The organism is Paenibacillus sp. MABNR03 (assembly GCF_050455445.1).
Classification (GTDB): domain Bacteria; phylum Bacillota; class Bacilli; order Paenibacillales; family Paenibacillaceae; genus Paenibacillus; species Paenibacillus xylanilyticus.
Genome location: NZ_JBCIYR010000006.1, coordinates 60,306 through 75,569 on the forward strand (window position 1 = coordinate 60,306; position 15,264 = coordinate 75,569).

The 15,264-nt window shown below is 49.0% G+C and carries 14 protein-coding genes; 7 read left to right on the top strand and 7 right to left on the bottom strand.

The annotated features are described in order from the left end of the window. Window positions 1-354 precede the first annotated feature (354 nt). Window positions 355-1,974 carry a glycoside hydrolase family 28 protein gene (locus tag AAIH57_RS24510; RefSeq protein ID WP_430023323.1) on the top strand — a complete coding sequence of 540 codons (1,620 nt, stop codon included), beginning with the start codon at window positions 355-357 and terminating at the stop codon, window positions 1,972-1,974. A gap of 191 nt (window positions 1,975-2,165) precedes the next feature. Here the strand turns inward: AAIH57_RS24510 and AAIH57_RS24515 are convergent, their stop codons facing one another. Further along, complete coding sequence (locus tag AAIH57_RS24515) at window positions 2,166-3,017, bottom strand: AraC family transcriptional regulator (RefSeq protein WP_430023325.1); 852 nt, start codon at window positions 3,015-3,017, stop codon at window positions 2,166-2,168. Window positions 3,018-3,229: 212 nt separating this feature from the next. Between AAIH57_RS24515 and AAIH57_RS24520 the strand changes: the two genes are divergently transcribed. Further along, window positions 3,230-3,688 carry a cupin domain-containing protein gene (locus tag AAIH57_RS24520; RefSeq protein WP_430023327.1) on the top strand — a complete coding sequence of 153 codons (459 nt, stop codon included), beginning with the start codon at window positions 3,230-3,232 and terminating at the stop codon, window positions 3,686-3,688. A 98-nt stretch (window positions 3,689-3,786) separates the two neighbouring features. Here AAIH57_RS24520 and AAIH57_RS24525 read toward each other — a convergent pair whose 3' ends face one another. Next, complete coding sequence (locus AAIH57_RS24525; protein WP_430023329.1) at window positions 3,787-4,614, bottom strand: aldo/keto reductase; 828 nt, start codon at window positions 4,612-4,614, stop codon at window positions 3,787-3,789. Between the two features lie 350 nt (window positions 4,615-4,964). Here AAIH57_RS24525 and AAIH57_RS24530 point away from each other — a divergent pair, with 350 nt between their 5' ends. From AAIH57_RS24530 to AAIH57_RS24545, 4 genes are all read left to right on the top strand, one after another. Continuing rightward, window positions 4,965-6,221, top strand: coding sequence for a DUF445 domain-containing protein (locus AAIH57_RS24530; RefSeq protein WP_430023331.1), 1,257 nt, complete (start codon window positions 4,965-4,967; stop codon window positions 6,219-6,221). A gap of 336 nt (window positions 6,222-6,557) precedes the next feature. Beyond that, window positions 6,558-6,839, top strand: coding sequence for a hypothetical protein (locus AAIH57_RS24535; protein ID WP_127539116.1), 282 nt, complete (start codon window positions 6,558-6,560; stop codon window positions 6,837-6,839). A 33-nt stretch (window positions 6,840-6,872) separates the two neighbouring features. After that, entirely contained in the window at window positions 6,873-8,165 is a 1,293-nt protein-coding gene (locus AAIH57_RS24540) for a lipase family protein (protein WP_430023333.1), read from the top strand. A gap of 56 nt (window positions 8,166-8,221) precedes the next feature. Then, complete coding sequence (locus AAIH57_RS24545) at window positions 8,222-8,494, top strand: hypothetical protein (RefSeq protein WP_430023335.1); 273 nt, start codon at window positions 8,222-8,224, stop codon at window positions 8,492-8,494. 107 nt (window positions 8,495-8,601) lie between these two features. Here AAIH57_RS24545 and AAIH57_RS24550 read toward each other — a convergent pair whose 3' ends face one another. The 4 genes from AAIH57_RS24550 to AAIH57_RS24565 form a co-directional block, all read right to left on the bottom strand. Further along, on the bottom strand, window positions 8,602-9,384 hold the full coding sequence (locus AAIH57_RS24550) for a YcnI family protein (protein ID WP_246310866.1): 783 nt from the start codon (window positions 9,382-9,384) through the stop codon (window positions 8,602-8,604). A 29-nt stretch (window positions 9,385-9,413) separates the two neighbouring features. Continuing rightward, complete coding sequence (locus AAIH57_RS24555) at window positions 9,414-11,108, bottom strand: copper resistance CopC/CopD family protein (protein WP_430023338.1); 1,695 nt, start codon at window positions 11,106-11,108, stop codon at window positions 9,414-9,416. Window positions 11,109-11,287: 179 nt separating this feature from the next. Beyond that, on the bottom strand, window positions 11,288-11,944 hold the full coding sequence (locus tag AAIH57_RS24560; protein WP_430023340.1) for a response regulator: 657 nt from the start codon (window positions 11,942-11,944) through the stop codon (window positions 11,288-11,290). Window position 11,945: 1 nt separating this feature from the next. Next, complete coding sequence (locus AAIH57_RS24565) at window positions 11,946-12,776, bottom strand: sensor histidine kinase (RefSeq protein WP_430023342.1); 831 nt, start codon at window positions 12,774-12,776, stop codon at window positions 11,946-11,948. Window positions 12,777-13,064: 288 nt separating this feature from the next. Between AAIH57_RS24565 and AAIH57_RS24570 the strand changes: the two genes are divergently transcribed. Continuing rightward, the gene (locus tag AAIH57_RS24570) at window positions 13,065-13,232 is read left to right on the top strand and encodes a hypothetical protein (protein WP_175395869.1); all 168 of its coding nucleotides are present in this window, start codon (window positions 13,065-13,067) and stop codon (window positions 13,230-13,232) included. A gap of 129 nt (window positions 13,233-13,361) precedes the next feature. On the opposite strand, the gene AAIH57_RS24575 is transcribed toward AAIH57_RS24570, so the two are convergent. Next, complete coding sequence (locus AAIH57_RS24575; RefSeq protein ID WP_175395868.1) at window positions 13,362-15,194, bottom strand: bifunctional diguanylate cyclase/phosphohydrolase; 1,833 nt, start codon at window positions 15,192-15,194, stop codon at window positions 13,362-13,364. Between the last annotated feature and the right edge of the window lie 70 nt (window positions 15,195-15,264).

The following is a 15,264-nucleotide window of genomic DNA, read 5'->3' on the forward strand; positions in this document are numbered from 1 at the left end:
TTGTGATAAAACATGACATAAGTATGGGGTTGAGTAGGGCTGTAGCCAGAATTTGTGTTATGTGTTTGTTATATTATGGAGTGGTTTGTGACGAATCCTGACAGAAAAATGAATCGAATCTCCTAGTGGATTTACAACCATTGGAATAGATGTATAGAGTATACTGATGTTGATACCCATCATATGTCCAAGGTAATGGAGCATATAACCTCAAGTTCCAACTCTACATGGCAAAAAAGCGCAACCTTGGGCCAGATCGCGTTGATATGATGGGGATAATACACATTTATGGAAACTATATAATACCAATCACAGTCCAATCCCAATTACAGAGAAGAGAGGATGTTCTGAACGATGAATACATACAACTCCCCATTAAGTACAGGAGAAGGTATCCAATCGGATATGAAAGCCTATGAGGTTGCTCTGCCTGTCATTCCTGCTCGAGATTTTCGGATTACGGACTATGGAGCAAAAGGAGACGGCGTGACGGACAATACCGAGGTGTTCAGGCTTGCTATAGCGGCTTGCGCGGAAGCGGGCGGAGGTCGAATCGTCATCCCGGCAGGTGTCTGGCTGACAGGTCCGATTGTGCTGCGCAGCCGAACCGAGCTTCATACAGAGGCTGGAGCATTGGTTACGTTTAGCCGCCATTTTGATCATTATCCTCTGATTGCATCAAGCTTTGAGGGCTGGCAGGTGGTGAGGTGCCAATCTCCAATCGATGGCGAGCTTCTCGAGGACATTGCGATTACGGGTGAGGGAATATGGGATGGCAGCGGTGAAGCATGGCGTCCTGTCAAGCGATCCAAGATGACCGCTTCGCAGTGGGATCGATTGGTTGCTTCAGGTGGAGTGGTGGAGCGTTCAGACGGAGACGGCAATGAAGAAATCTGGTGGCCTTCTATTGCGGCTCTCGAAGGTGGAGCTATAGCGAGTCGTCTGCACATGGAGCAGGTGCGTGAGCTTACGGCTTACGAAGGAGTCAGGGACTTTTTACGTCCGAACATGGTTAGTTTGCGCAGATGCAAGCGGGTACTGCTGGACGGTCCGACGTTCCAGAATTCGCCTGCATGGAATCTGCATCCTTGGGCATCGGAGCATGTTACTATACGGAACGTGAGTGTACGAAATCCGTGGTTTTCTCAGAATGGGGATGGATTGGATATTGAATCATGCCGTCATGTTGTCGTGGAACGCAGTGTGTTCGATGTGGGGGATGACGCCATCTGCCTGAAATCTGGCAAGGATGCCGAAGGCCGCGAACTCGGTCTGCCATCCGAATATATTACCATTCGGGACTGCACCGTGTATCACGGACATGGCGGATTCGTGATTGGCAGCGAGATGTCTGGGGGTGTGCGGCATGTCAGAGTGTCAGATTGTACGTTTATTGGAACGGACATTGGGCTCCGATTCAAGAGCGCCCGCGGGCGAGGCGGGGTTGTCGAAGATATTGAGATACAGCGCATTTATATGAAAGATATCATCATGGAGGCCATTTCGTTTTCCTTTTTCTATGCCAATCTGGAGGGATCGGCCCGCGGCAGCGATCTGTTTCAGGAGATTAGCGAAGAGACGCCGGTGTTCAGGGATATTCGCATATCGGATGTTGTCTGTGCAGGTGCGGAGACAGCTTTATTGGTAAGTGGGCTGCCCGAGATGCCATTGGACGGTTTGGTCATTGAGGGGTATAACGTCACTGCGAGAAACGGGGTACAGTGTGCTCATGCGAAGCACCTTAGAATTGCTGGGCTGAACGCCCAAATTACCGAAGGATCACTGATCCATCTGCATCAGTGCAAGGGAGCTGAAGTAGAAGGGATTGGGGGCAGGGGCGCGGATGGGCGGCTTTTGATTGTAACCGGGCATGAGTCTGCCGGGATTGTGTGCCGGGAAGATGATGCAGATGAAGAGGGGCGTCAGATTTCCATCGGACCTGAGGTGAGAAGCGGTGTGCTCATCCGGAGATAACAGGCCCTGACATAGGAACGACTACAATGATTCAATTTCAGCCGCAGTGGCGTAGCCGCATATCCAGTTATCCTGATTTATCTTCGATATAGGGATACGCATTCTTTTGAGCATGGCTACCCACACGGCTTCCTTTCCATTACCTATCTCTGGCTTAAATCCGGCTCGAAGAAGCCAAGACCGGTCGCTGATCATCGATGCTCTTTGCGATAGCGAAGAGGGGTGGTTCCTGTAACCTGTTTGAATGTTTTGTTAAAATGAGCCGTGTGCTCAAACCCGACTTTCTCCGCGATTAACTGCACCCGCTCCTGAGTGGACAGCAAACGCCTCTGTGCTTCCCGAACCCTCACCACCCGCAAATATTCGCTGAATCGAAATCCGGTAAACCGACTGAACATCCGACTCAAATAGGATGGACTGATATAAAAGCGTGCTGCTGCATCTTCAAGTGTAAGGGGTTCGTTATAATGTCTGTTTACGTAAGAGGCAATCTCGCTGATTTTGTCCTGCATCGGATGAATGGGGCCGGGTGACACCAGGCGGTTATTCTCCTCTACCCGATGGATATGAATAAGGAGCTGGGCGAGCAGGCTACGTACAACCATTTCATAGTGTGGGCGGCGCTCCTTGCATTCGCGCAGCATCTGCCATAGCATGCGTTCCATCTCCTGCTGCTCTGATTCGGGGAAGTGAAGCAGCCTTGATCGTTCGAAAGGGAGCAGACCGCACACACCGAGTTCCATCCCGGTGGCAAACGAAGGAGAGAAGCCGATAAGAATTCGTTCGAATCCGGGCCTGTTTCCTCTGGACGTTGTATGCACATCATGCGGATTAATGAGGATCAGATCACCTTTGCTGGCGGTCAGGAGCTGGCCGTTCATGGAATACACCCGTTCTCCTTCAAGCAGGTAATACAGCTCGTAAAATGGATGAGCGTGAGGCTGCGGCATGGCATTGCCTTCATGTCTGCGCATGTATTCAATGGTGAATGAATTTTCCCCAATGCGATATTTGGGTCCGATTCGATCCTCTATAATGCTCATAATCAAACTCCTCTCTGCTTCGGCTGCTTTACGTTTATATCCATATCATAACGGAAAATCCAGTTTGTTGTAAACGCTATCAAATGATGTGTACAAAAGGGATGAAAAGGTATCAAGGGTGACAAACGACCAACGATGTTTTACAGTAGGGAGAGTGAGGCCAAACTCTGGATAGGGGGTCTCCAATATGATTTGGAAGGAAGGAACTGGTTATGACGACACATGAATTATCGCCTCTGGTTGCTGCGCTGGATATGCAGCCTCACGTTGAAGGCGGTTGGTATAAGGAAGTATGGAAGGCTTCTTATCAGATTCCGCAATCCGTTCTGCCGGAAGCATATTCGGGCCCAAGATTCTCTGCAAGCTCGACATATTTTCTGCTGCACTCGCATGAAATTTCCGAGTGGCACACGGTCCTGTCCGATGAGCTGTGGCTGTGGCACAGCGGCAGTCCAATTGAATTGAAACTGGGTGGCAAAGGGGAGAACCCAGGGGAAGAGGAAGTGCTCGTGCTTGGCATGGATCTTGCTGCAGGGCAATCACCGCAGGTGCTTGTTCCAGCGGGTGTATGGCAAACGGCGCGTCCGCTGGGAGACGAACCTGTGTTGGTAACGTGTGTAGTTGCGCCAGGTTTCCACTATGATGATTTCAAGCTGGTATCCAAAGGTTAATCTGACAACGAATGAATGGGCAAAATCCCGGTTCGGATATATGCATCCGAACCGGGATTTTTTAGTTTTTCAGAACTTCATCAAGCATGTACATACTTCTAAAAATTGAAGTTATCCGGATCGGAACCAAAACGTTTGTTTTCGTTCAGTCCATTGATTTGTTCGACTTCTTCGGCAGTCAGTTCAAAATCGTATAAATCAGCGTTGTCGCGAATACGCTGCGGTGTAACAGATTTCGGAATGGTCACGATGCCATTCTGCAGATCCCAGCGCAAAATGACCTGTGCCGGAGATTTTCCATACTTGGCTGCGATATCCTGGAGAAGCGGGTGCTCCAGCAGATTCCCTTGGCCGAGTGGAGACCAGGCTTCAATCTGGATTTGGTGTTTACTGCAGTAGTCTCGCAGCTCCGATTGGATCAGCAGAGGATGCAGCTCAACCTGATTCACAGCTGGCTTAATGGTGGCATCCGTCATCAGATCCTCCAGATGATGAATCTGGAAGTTGCTCACACCGATGGCGCGAATGCGTCCTTCCCTGTGCAGTTTCTCCAGCGCTCTCCATGTATCCTTATACTTGCCTTTGACTGGCCAATGAATCAGATAGAGGTCGAGATATTCGAGTTCGAGTCGCTGCATACTGGCTTCAAAGGCGTCCAATGTGGATTCATACCCTTGATCGCTGTTCCATACTTTGGTGGTAATGAACAGATCCTCGCGGGCCACTCCGGATTCACGAATACCTTGGGCTACACCTGTTTCGTTGTTATACGCCTTGGCTGTATCAATGCTGCGATACCCTGCGTGAATGGCTGTTTTGACGGCTTCAACCACTTCTTCTCCGTCTTTGACCTTGAATACGCCAAAACCCAGCCAAGGCATTTTGACTCCGTTATAGAGTGTCGTTGTGTCCTGCACGTTTTTCATGTTCCGAAATTCCTCCTCTGTTCCATCATTGAATTCCATATGTAATTACCCTGCTGCCAGGCGGCCAATCGTAATTCAAAGGCCATCTTCCCTGATTATACTAAAAGCTTTTAGGGAATGGAAAAAGATAGACGTCACTTTATGGAAAATGAATCTCTTTTGCTCTTTTTTGGCAGCCAGAGGTTTGGTTTTGGCGCTTGTGGGTGATAAGATGAAGTATACGGAATATGGAAGCGCAGGCTACTTGCCACAAATGAGTTTTGATAAAATACATTTGAAAATAGAACGGATATGCACGAATGAGTTCGGTTGGGTTCAGACGTGTGATTAACGATAAAGGAGCAAGTGTGATGGCTAAACCTAAACAAACCAAAAAGGCAGCAGCCTGGTCTCTCGTGGTAATGGGAGCGGGCTTTGCCGCATCATTGCCGTTTCAGGGCAGTGTTGTAGGCAAACTGCTGGTGGGTTCATTTGAAGCAGGATTGGTAGGTGGACTTGCCGATTGGTTCGCTGTAACGGCATTGTTCCGTCATCCGCTCGGCATTCCGATTCCCCATACGGCATTGCTGCCGAAGAACCGGGACAAAATGACTGAGGGTCTCGTCTTTGCGGTGGAGAACAATCTGCTGAATAAAGACAGCATTACCGAAAAGATTGCAGGCTTCAAAGCAGCGGAAACCGTTCTGGATATCATGTCGCGGGAACTTCATAATGATGGCGTCAAAACGATGATTGACACGCTGTGCAAACGGATCCTGGCAGGCCTGCCTCTGGAGCAGATTGCGCCACTGGTTGCGAGCGAGATCAAATCACAAGCTGGCGCCTTTGATCTTGGACCCATCCTGGAACGGGCGTCCATTCAGTTGAGCGATCGCGGATATGATGCGAAAGCACTGGACTACGGATTGAAACAGGCGGAAGAGTGGCTGGTGAAGCCGGAGACCATCAGATTTTTGGGTGAAAGTGGCATGAAGGCGATTAGTGGCATTCAGATGAATGGCTTAATGCAATTTGCCATGAACGCTTTCCTTGGTTATATGAATGAAGAGAGACTTGGCAGCATCTTGCAGGGATATCTGTTTGACCAAGTGGAAGATATGAAGCGTGAGGGGAGTGCCCTCCGGTATAAAGTATTAGGTTTGGTTCGAACCCAAGCGGTACGTCTTGCCATGAGTGAGAGTGTACAGGATGGAGTCAACGGGTGGAAAGACAGCATACTGGGAAGCTGGGATGCCGAAGAAACCGTGCTGAACAAGCTCACCCAACTGAGGGAGAGAGCACGCGCTGCTATGGAAGATGGGAAGTATGTGGAGACATATGCTCTTCCTGCAATCGAACGGGTATTATCCGATTTGCGTTCAGACGATGCATTGCTGGAAGGTATGAACGCCAAGATTGTGGAAGGCGTAACAACGCTGCTTGAGAAAAACCATTCCAAGATCGGTAACCTGGTTCGTGAGAATGTCGATAAAATGGATAATGCCTCATTGATCTCGTTAATCGAGGACAAGGTAGGTCAGGATCTGCAATGGATTCGGATCAACGGTGCTGTGACCGGATTCGTTATTGGTATTGCGCTTACTGCCTTAAGAATGGTGCTGGAATAAAAAGATCATATACGCAGCAAGTTGGAGGGCCGCTCTTTCATGAGCAGGCTCTCTTTTGCGTGTCTGCGCAAATCCTGCAAAATTGTTGCAAAAATCAGGAAATGGGGTAATGTAACCCGAATCCTTTGCTGGAACCATTTAGGAGGAAAGTTACATAAAAACGATGCCGTGAGCCGATGTAGTCATGTTGATTTTGTACTATGATGCAATTAACAAAAATAAATTGAATTATTGAAAATTAAAGAGAAGGTGATCATCGTGCGGTGGATACGCCAATTATCATGGTTATGCTTATTAACCATATTATCTGCTTTTATTTTGGGAGGGTGTCAGAATATGAAGGAAAGTGAAAAACAAGCCTATTTTACTGAGGCGGAGACGGAAGCAATAAAGTATTTTAAAGATAAGTTTGAGTTGAACGTCGTTATTACAAATAAGGAACTGCTACCTGAGATGGCGCTGGATTCCATCGCGCTGGAGGGACATGTGGCCGAGCATGAGGATCAGGAATTTACGATTTCATATGACTATAACGAGAAAAAGATGAAAAATTTTGGCATGAGCCCTGCTATCAAGGAAGCAATTATAGCTAAAGGCTATGACCCTTTTGAAAAATAGAAGTCCAATGATTCCTTTTGGAGGTGAAGCAGCGTGGGGGACGCTCAAAGAATTGATGATGAAACATACCGTTTAATGTCTGAACTGGCCTATGAAAATGCAAAAGCAGGCACAGAGTATGCGAATCTTCCTGGCTGGCAAGTTCTCGAAGATACGCATGGTAATTCTTATTCCGGTTTCGATGCCGTGACCTTTTATAACCCGGAAACCGAACAGGCGGTCATTGCTTATCGGGGTACAGAGGGAAGTGCCGGATGGGATCGAAAAGGTCGAGACTTTTACGCGGATGGACAGATTGCCATTCCTGAGCTGGGAAGGAAAATTGAGCAGAGCACAGACATCACACCCGATTGGTTATCTAGTGGAATACAGAAAGTCAGGGATGTGACGGGGATAACCAAGGTGGAGAATGCTGTGGGCGAACTGGATAAGAAGCTGGATAAGACATTCAGCATAGGTCCCAACCAAATGTATGAAGCAGAAGACTATGCTAAAGATATGCAGAATAAATACAAGAATTTGGACTTTACGCTGACTGGACATTCACTCGGAGGAGGGAATGCACAGTATGCAGCTGCATATACAGGGCTTCCGGCAGTTACTTTCAGCGCTCCATCCGTGATCTCAAGCCTCACGCCAGAGATGAAACGAAAGGCAGAGGAGGGTGGATTTGATAATCAGATTATCAACTATGGACACCCAGGGGATTTTGTAACAAGTGGTTTTTTCGGAGGATATGATCGTCATGTTGGGTCAATGTATTACATAAATTCAAACTACAAAGACATGAATGACAACATGAGTATGATGGATAAAATTAACAATACATTCGGTGGAAAAGAGTACCATGATCTGAAACAATACCAGTTCGAGAATGGCTACATATCCAATGATTTGTACGATCCGGTGACAGGTGAGAGGGTTGGGTACTCTCCTCGTCAACCATCGAATTCTTTGTTGGACCTCGCTGCCTTTATGAGAAATATGGGGGCTCAAGCAAGTAACCTTGTGAGGAACATGGCTGCAGTGGCTGCTGCTTCCGGTCTGATTCAGGTAACGCCGGAAGAACTGAAGAGCGTCGCTTCCCGGTGGAAGCAGAATGCACAGCAGTGCAATGCAGAGCTGAATCAGGTTCGAAGCCGTATGGCTCAATATCTGCATACAAGCCGGAGTCGCAGATTGGAGCCCATTGTGACCCAGCTCGATGCATCCATTAGTGAGTTAAGTACATGGCATATGAAGCATACGAGTCAGTTCCTCGACTTCATTGACCAAAAGGCTGATGCTTTCCGCCAGGCTGATGAGAGTCCGGTTCATTTTAATTAAACACCGGAGCTGCCAGGAGATCGATAGCGATATGTACATAAGGGGAGGGGATAGGCGTGAGCGGACAATTGTTGGTGGAACTGAATGATCTTCGAATTGCGGAGAAAGAGCTGACACAGCTGCTTGCCCGTCTGCAGGCAGATGAGCAGGAAGCCAGGGCCCTGTACGCGCGGCTGAATGACTGGAAGGGACAATCGGCCGACTACACCAGGCAGCAGATCGAAGGATTCTTCGCAGGGCTGTCCAGTCGGATCCATTCGATTGAACAGCAGAAAAAGAACTTGCTGCAATACATTGAGATCATGATTCAGACGGATCAGGAACGTTGAACTTTTCCTAGGTAGAGCGGGAGCACAGCGTCCGATCCTTACAAAAGGAGCCTTGGCAGATCTGCCAAGGCTCCTTTTGTTTTGACCAACAATATATAAAGACCGTGTTATCTCTTTTTGCGGCGTGTTGCAAGCGCAATGCCCAGGAAGGACATGATTAATGCCAGAATGGATACAATCAGCGTGGCCTGCTGCAGCTTCAATGTACCTGGATCTGAATCCGTATTATTTGGCTCGCCTGTAACCGTGTCGTTCAACGCATCGCCAAGAGTGGTATCATCGTCTGCCTTGGTATCATCTGCAGCATTGTTGTCTCCAGCGGCTGCTTCGTCATCGTTTGCATTTCCGGCTGTACCTGCACTATCATGACCGCCCGTTGTGGCTTGATTGCCTGCCGCTGCAGGATCTTCACTAATGGTCGTAATACTGTGAGGTGTGCTGTCACTCGGCTGGCCTGTCCACTCCACGATGCTGCCATCGCTATAGTATTGGAAGGCGTCCCAAGCTACTTCCGTTGCTGTATCTGGATTTTGGACAACAAAGTTAAATTGCTGGAACTGTCCAGCGAGGATACCTTCGTTATCGCCATCCACTTCCCAAGTAATCGATGTCACTTCGTTGGAGCTGTTTTTCTCTGTTGTGATTTTCCACCCAGCCAGTGGCTGATATTGCTTGAACGCCACACCTTCCGGAACCTTCATCGTAATTTTGGTTGTTGGCAGGTCCTTCTCCGAAGGGATTTTGATTGTGTACGTTTGCCATGCGCTCGTCTGTGCAGCCGTTGGGCTGACAGTGACGTGTGCACTTGCGAAGCCGGCGAACAGCATCAGCGCTGCAGCACCTGCTGCTATAGTGGATGTAAGTTTGGAAGTCCAGGATGTTCTTTTCAAAATAAATTACCCCTCTCTTTTATTAGAAACTATGGATTGGCTGTGTCGATCTCGAACTCGGCGTCCAGCGAATCCAGTGACCGGGTCAGCAGGTGAACCTTAATGCTCCATCGTCCAGGCATGGAGATGTATTCTTCAGCCTGATAGACTCCGGTATCATTTTTCGGAATGGTGACTTCATAGATACCCATATCCATATCCAGATGGGTTAGCGTTAACGTGATTTGTTCCAGATCATTCACAATGCTGCCGTCAGGTCTCTTTACGCCAACCTCAAACTGATTCTCGCCCGTAACATTCGGGCTGACCTGGAGTGTGATCGCTGAGCCATCCTCCGTTGTCTGTACTTCCTTGTAAGGGCCAACAGCCTCAGGTTGTCCGGGGGACAGGTGGGTAAGAATGGCGGCCAGAGCCAGAACAACCGCACCTGCAGCCAGTTCTGCCTTAAGACTGCCTGCCAGACGGTTGCCTTTTCCGTGTCTGGCCGTGCGAGCATGACGCCAAGCGAATGCGATCATGACCAGCAGCAGGATGATCTTCGCAATCAGTACGTAGCCGTATGCTGTGGTGAACAGGGATGTCAGTGCTGGTTCGGGTAAAATGACCAGACTGCTGTAGATCCCTGTAGCAACAAGAGCGGCAACGGCGCCTATGCCCCAAGCAGTGAAACGACGGATGGCTCCCCAGTACACATCACCTCGCACCTTTGGCGGAAGTTTATCTGCGAGTGGAGGCAGACAAATCGCCATAGCCGTCAGGGCACCAATCCAGAACGCAGCTCCAATCAGGTGAACATAGTCCATGGTGATGGCGAGCACACGCTGCTCAGCTGCGGCAGGGTGACCTGTCATGGCGTGCGTGAGCAGCCATCCAAGCACCAGGATCAGTGATCCGTAAGAGGACCATATACGAACCCGTAAAGAACGATCCCGGTCATATCCTGACAGGATCGTGACTGCAAGCAGCATCAGAATGAGCATCTGTGCCATCCAGATCAGGCCAAAGGACGTCAGCTTCAAGGCACTGCCCATCAGTCCCCAGCTGAATTCATTGAGAGATACCCCTGATTCATACAGGGTATTCAGCGGCAAACTGATGATCGCTGCGACAGAAGCAGCGGCATAGCTGATCCATAACAGCTTATAGCTGCCGGGCACTTCCATGGGTTCTCTCGCCATGGATGCCGGAGCGATCCGGAAGAGCAGGAAGGCGAGCGTGCCCAGGATGACGGATAATCCAAGATACTGGATCCAATCGGTCAGGGACAGAATCCATTTGATCGGCCCGCCAGCCTGACCTGTGCCGGAGGTCAGATCCGCCAGTCCGGCAGGCGAGCCTGAGGGTTCACCGATATGGAACACATAGGCTCCCTGAATGGGGTGACCATCAGCCGATACAGCTTTCCAGCTGACGGCATATGTACCGTTGCCAAGTCCGGTGCGCAGTCCCGTTTCAAGAATGTGGGGACGCTCTGCATCTATCTGTACATTGCCGTCATCGGCCTGTGTACCGTCAGGTGCGGTAATTTTAATATCATAAAAGGCCGTCTGCAACGATTCATTAAACTCCAGCGTCAGACGCTCTGGAGCAGTGGCCACCTGCTCGTTCTCTCCTGGTGAAGCCTTAACAATATAAGCATGAGCTGATGCCCATTGCGGCATGACAAGACAACACAGAAGCAGGAGAGAGACCATTACGGTCCAGTGCCGTTTGCCCAATCTCATCGTAAAACTTCCTAAACTCAAAAAAACATCACCCTCGGGTTATAGAATTGTAGTTATTCTTCGGATGCCGATAACAATCTATACCATTATAACTTTGTCCAAAATAACGGCGTATGACTACATCGGGCTATAAAAAAACGATTATATTCCATGAATTGTGACAAAAGCATGAATGCTTGCTATTTGCGCAGTTTGCGTCCAGCGAGGCCGCTTTCGAGCGCATACCGGGTCAGTTGAACCCGATTTTCGAGCTGCAGCTTCTGCAAAATATTTTTGAGATGGTTCTTTACCGTTTGATCCGAAATACCAAGCTGGTCAGCAATTTCTCGGTTCGTATAACCTGCAGATACCCATTGAAGGATCTCCAATTCCCGCGTAGTCAGCGGGTTATTCGGCACATCTTCACTGCGTGGCGCAGGGAACTTCTGCAATATCCGGTACGCCAGTTCCTTGCTGAGCGGTGCATCATCTGACACAATGGCACGCAAATATTCAAGCCAGGTGGAGGGAGACAGATTTTTAAGCAAATACCCTTGTGCCCCTTGCTTCAGTGCTTCGAACAGATACGTTACATCATCCGAGACCGTCACCATAACGATGATAACGTAAGGGAAACGCAGCTTGATGAGCCGGGTAGCCTCCAATCCATCCATATCGGGCATCTGCACATCCATCAGGATGAGATCAGGCATCCACTGTTCGGTCAGCTCCAATGCTTCCTGTCCATTCGATGCCGTACCAATCACTTCAAACAGACGGTCTTCCGATAAAATGCTGCATATCGCTTCACGCGCATGTGCGTGGTCATCGACAACCAGTACACGTACATGTTCCATGTCAAACGTCCCCCTTACCAATCGTCATTCGTGTTAAGCCGGGTTTGGAATCCAGAGTAAAGGACCAGCCCATCTGAATGGCTCGTTCCTTCGTAATCCGTAATCCATACCGGTCCTTAAGATGCATCGGATCGCCACTGACTCCTACTCCGTTATCCTGAATGCAAACAGACCAGGAGAAGGGGTTGCCCTCTGCCTCCACCCGCACTTCGGTGGCCTGGGCGTGTTTACGCACGTTAATCAAGCCTTCTCGAATACAGGCAAGGAGCTCAACTTGTTCTTTGGGTGAAAAAAAGGTGCTATCCAGGACCCAATGGACCCGGGCTCCCGGTACAGTTTCCTGAATTAATGATTCGGCCTGTTCATGAAGAGAGGCCCCTGTGAGCACGGCAGCATTCCCGGGGACATATCGCAGCTGTGCGATCGCCTGCCTGACATAGGCATTTACTTCATGCACGGTCTTGCGAATTTCCTGGATTTCATGCTCGTGGCCGCTGCCGGCCAATCCACGCTCGGCCTTATCGGTTTTGACAGACAGGAGAAAGAGCGATTGGGCAATGCCGTCATGAAGCTCGCGAGCCAGCTGGTCACGCGCCTCAAGAGCGGCCTTGGAGGCGCGTTCCTGTTCCAGCGCTGCTCTTGCGCCTTCCAGCATCTTGAACAGACGGCTCAGCAGGGTGACGCTAACGAGGTATACGATAACGGGAGTCAGCCAATTTCCCGCATCCATGGAGAGATAGGGCATCAAAAATTGGTGACGTATGTATTCCCATAGACCAACGGTTAATGTAGGGATCAGCAGGATCATCCACTTGATTTGTTTGTAGGACATGTATCAAGAACTCCTTTGATATCGACTCTTTGTTCGAATCTATGCCCCATTATAACCCAACCTGTCCCGGGTACCTAGTCTGTAGGTCTCGAAGGATTTGTGGGTGGATCAGGGAGTATATAGAAGGATATCTAAGAACGACATGTCGTGACAGAATGTCACGGAGTGTGAGGCTTGATGCATGAGGCAGAGGGGAGCTGTGCCCGTTTTCCCTGAGGCGGAAGGTTCTTTATACTTATATAGAACGTGAATTCATGACAAACCATGTTAAGGAGTGAACGCAACAACATGAATCAAGAGGTATTGGAACGTCGTAGTGAGTTGCTCAAGAAGAATATTCATCAAATGCTTCTTCAAGACAATCAGCACGGAATCAGTCGCCAGGATAACATGTTTTTGCAGCAGATGATCAAAGAGCTGCATCAAACTTCACATGAACTGAATACTGCTCGTTAATTGGAATCGGTTCAGGAACCGCTCTGGATTTCAATGATTTATCCAACGATAAAATGAAAATGGCGCTATCCCCAATGGACCGGGGGTAGCGCTTTGGCATTATCTAGGGATTTTGTAGTTAGGCAAACGTTAGGATAGCAGCTGCTGCGCCGTTTTTTTCTGAATGTAACGGATGAAAAGCTCCGCCAGCTCAGGGTCAAATTGGGAGCCCGAACATGCCCGAAGTTCGTTGATCGCTTCATCCACGGTTTTAGTTTTCTGATACGGTCGTTCGGTGGTCATGGCGTCGAATGAATCAATGACCGTCAGCATTCGGCACAAGCGGGGAATTTCACGGTCTCTTAAACCGTAGGGATATCCTTTGCCGTCAAACCGCTCATGATGCAATTCAATATACGGGATCAGATCCGTGAAACGTTCGTTGGTCATCACCATTTTTTTGCCCCAGGTGACATGTCCCTTGATCGTTTCCCATTCCTCCGCAGTAAGCTTTTCCTTTTTGTTCAGGATGGACCACGGAATTTCAAGTTTACCGATATCATGGATCAGTGCACCCAGTACAAACCGCCGTTTCTCCACGTTGTCGAGCTCCAGCTGCTCGCTAAGGTCGAGGGCATATTTGTACACTCTTTTGGAGTGCTTAAATGTATCGATATCCTTGTATCTGAACAGGTTGAGCTGCTGCTCGATATCCCGCACATCCTGTACCAGATCAATCTCATGCTCCATGCCGTCATTGCTGCCGTGACGGTGCACGTTGTTTTTGCCCTGTTTTTTGGCATAGTAGAGTGCTTTGTCCGCTTGATCCACAAGCTGTGATTTGTTATACATATCCACCTGATATCGTGCTACTCCAGCGGAGAAGGAGAGACAGCCGTGCGGAAATACCTCGACTCCTTCAAAAGGGGTATCATTCAGCTGCTTACGCAGCCTGTTCATAAATGTATAAGCCTCGTCCAGCTCCATGCCGGGCATGAGTAACGTGAACTCCTCCCCGCCGTAGCGAAACGCGGTAATCTGCGTGCCTTCCGTCTTGCGGTTGAGAAAGTCTCCCAGAAGAGCGAGCAGACTGTCGCCCTGCAGGTGACCGAAGCGGTCATTATACTTTTTAAAATCATCAATATCAATTAGTCCCAGCGAGAGCGGGGTTCCTTCAGCACGGGCAGCAGCCAGTTCATTCTCCAGCATGTTTTCGAAATAGCTGTGGTTAAACAGGCCGGTTCGCTGATCCGTATTCGCCTTTTCTTCAATACTCTGATACATCAGGAACAACTGTTTGAATGCATGGGATAACAGAATACTGAGACTTAGATAGAGCAGCAGACCCAGAATCCCGTTATGGATGACCAGTATCGTCAACACTAGTGCCAATATGAGTGTACATAGATACACGAGCAGCGACTCGGTCACGAATGCACGCTTCATCTGCTGCAGGGCATCCTTGGTGGAGAAATGAAAGAACAAGCCGAGCGTGATCGTATTAATGATGAAGTATGCTGCGAGTGCAGCAAAATAAGGCAGCAGGTTATACCCATCGAGTGTGCCTGGAACACCGCCGGTCCATATGAATACAGAGGCTGCTCCAGCTATCATAAGACTGTAGATGCTGAAATTAACGATGTGTTTCCACCAGGCAAGCTTGCGATCCTTGATTAACAAAATGAGGGAAACGGGCAACAGCACAGACAGGCTGAACGCGCCGCCAAACATGAAGATACAGGCAAGATACACGGAAGAGTCCATAGACTGCTGATTGCCTTTGGGAGGAATCTGGAAGGTGAAGTAATCCAGGATCAGCGCGGCACCCAGCATCGTATAGACCATAACCCATTCCTCCGTGGAGAGGTGCAGGTAAGATAACTTGTTCATATACAGAAAAATACCGATGCCTGCGCAGCTCAGCAAAACAACGTACATGCTGCTTCGGTCTGCTTTATGGATAAGGTTACGAATAAAGTTCATAAAAATTCTCCTGCTTGGTTTAGTCGGCTCTTGATGTATAGATATCGGTTTGTACTATATAGATGTATAA

Bases quoted from the DNA above. Each gene is read 5' to 3' on its own strand.
- AAIH57_RS24575 (WP_175395868.1), bottom strand. From the start codon at position 15,194: ATGAACTTTATTCGTAACCTTATCCATAAAGCAGACCGAAGCAGCATG.
- AAIH57_RS24530 (WP_430023331.1), top strand. From the start codon at position 4,965: ATGGCTAAACCTAAACAAACCAAAAAGGCAGCAGCCTGGTCTCTCGTG.
- AAIH57_RS24520 (WP_430023327.1), top strand. From the start codon at position 3,230: ATGACGACACATGAATTATCGCCTCTGGTTGCTGCGCTGGATATGCAG.
- AAIH57_RS24570 (WP_175395869.1), top strand. From the start codon at position 13,065: ATGAATCAAGAGGTATTGGAACGTCGTAGTGAGTTGCTCAAGAAGAAT.
- AAIH57_RS24510 (WP_430023323.1), top strand. From the start codon at position 355: ATGAATACATACAACTCCCCATTAAGTACAGGAGAAGGTATCCAATCG.
- AAIH57_RS24555 (WP_430023338.1), bottom strand. From the start codon at position 11,108: ATGAGATTGGGCAAACGGCACTGGACCGTAATGGTCTCTCTCCTGCTT.
- AAIH57_RS24560 (WP_430023340.1), bottom strand. From the start codon at position 11,944: ATGGAACATGTACGTGTACTGGTTGTCGATGACCACGCACATGCGCGT.
- AAIH57_RS24535 (WP_127539116.1), top strand. From the start codon at position 6,558: ATGAAGGAAAGTGAAAAACAAGCCTATTTTACTGAGGCGGAGACGGAA.
- AAIH57_RS24525 (WP_430023329.1), bottom strand. From the start codon at position 4,614: ATGAAAAACGTGCAGGACACAACGACACTCTATAACGGAGTCAAAATG.
- AAIH57_RS24565 (WP_430023342.1), bottom strand. From the start codon at position 12,776: ATGTCCTACAAACAAATCAAGTGGATGATCCTGCTGATCCCTACATTA.
- AAIH57_RS24515 (WP_430023325.1), bottom strand. From the start codon at position 3,017: ATGAGCATTATAGAGGATCGAATCGGACCCAAATATCGCATTGGGGAA.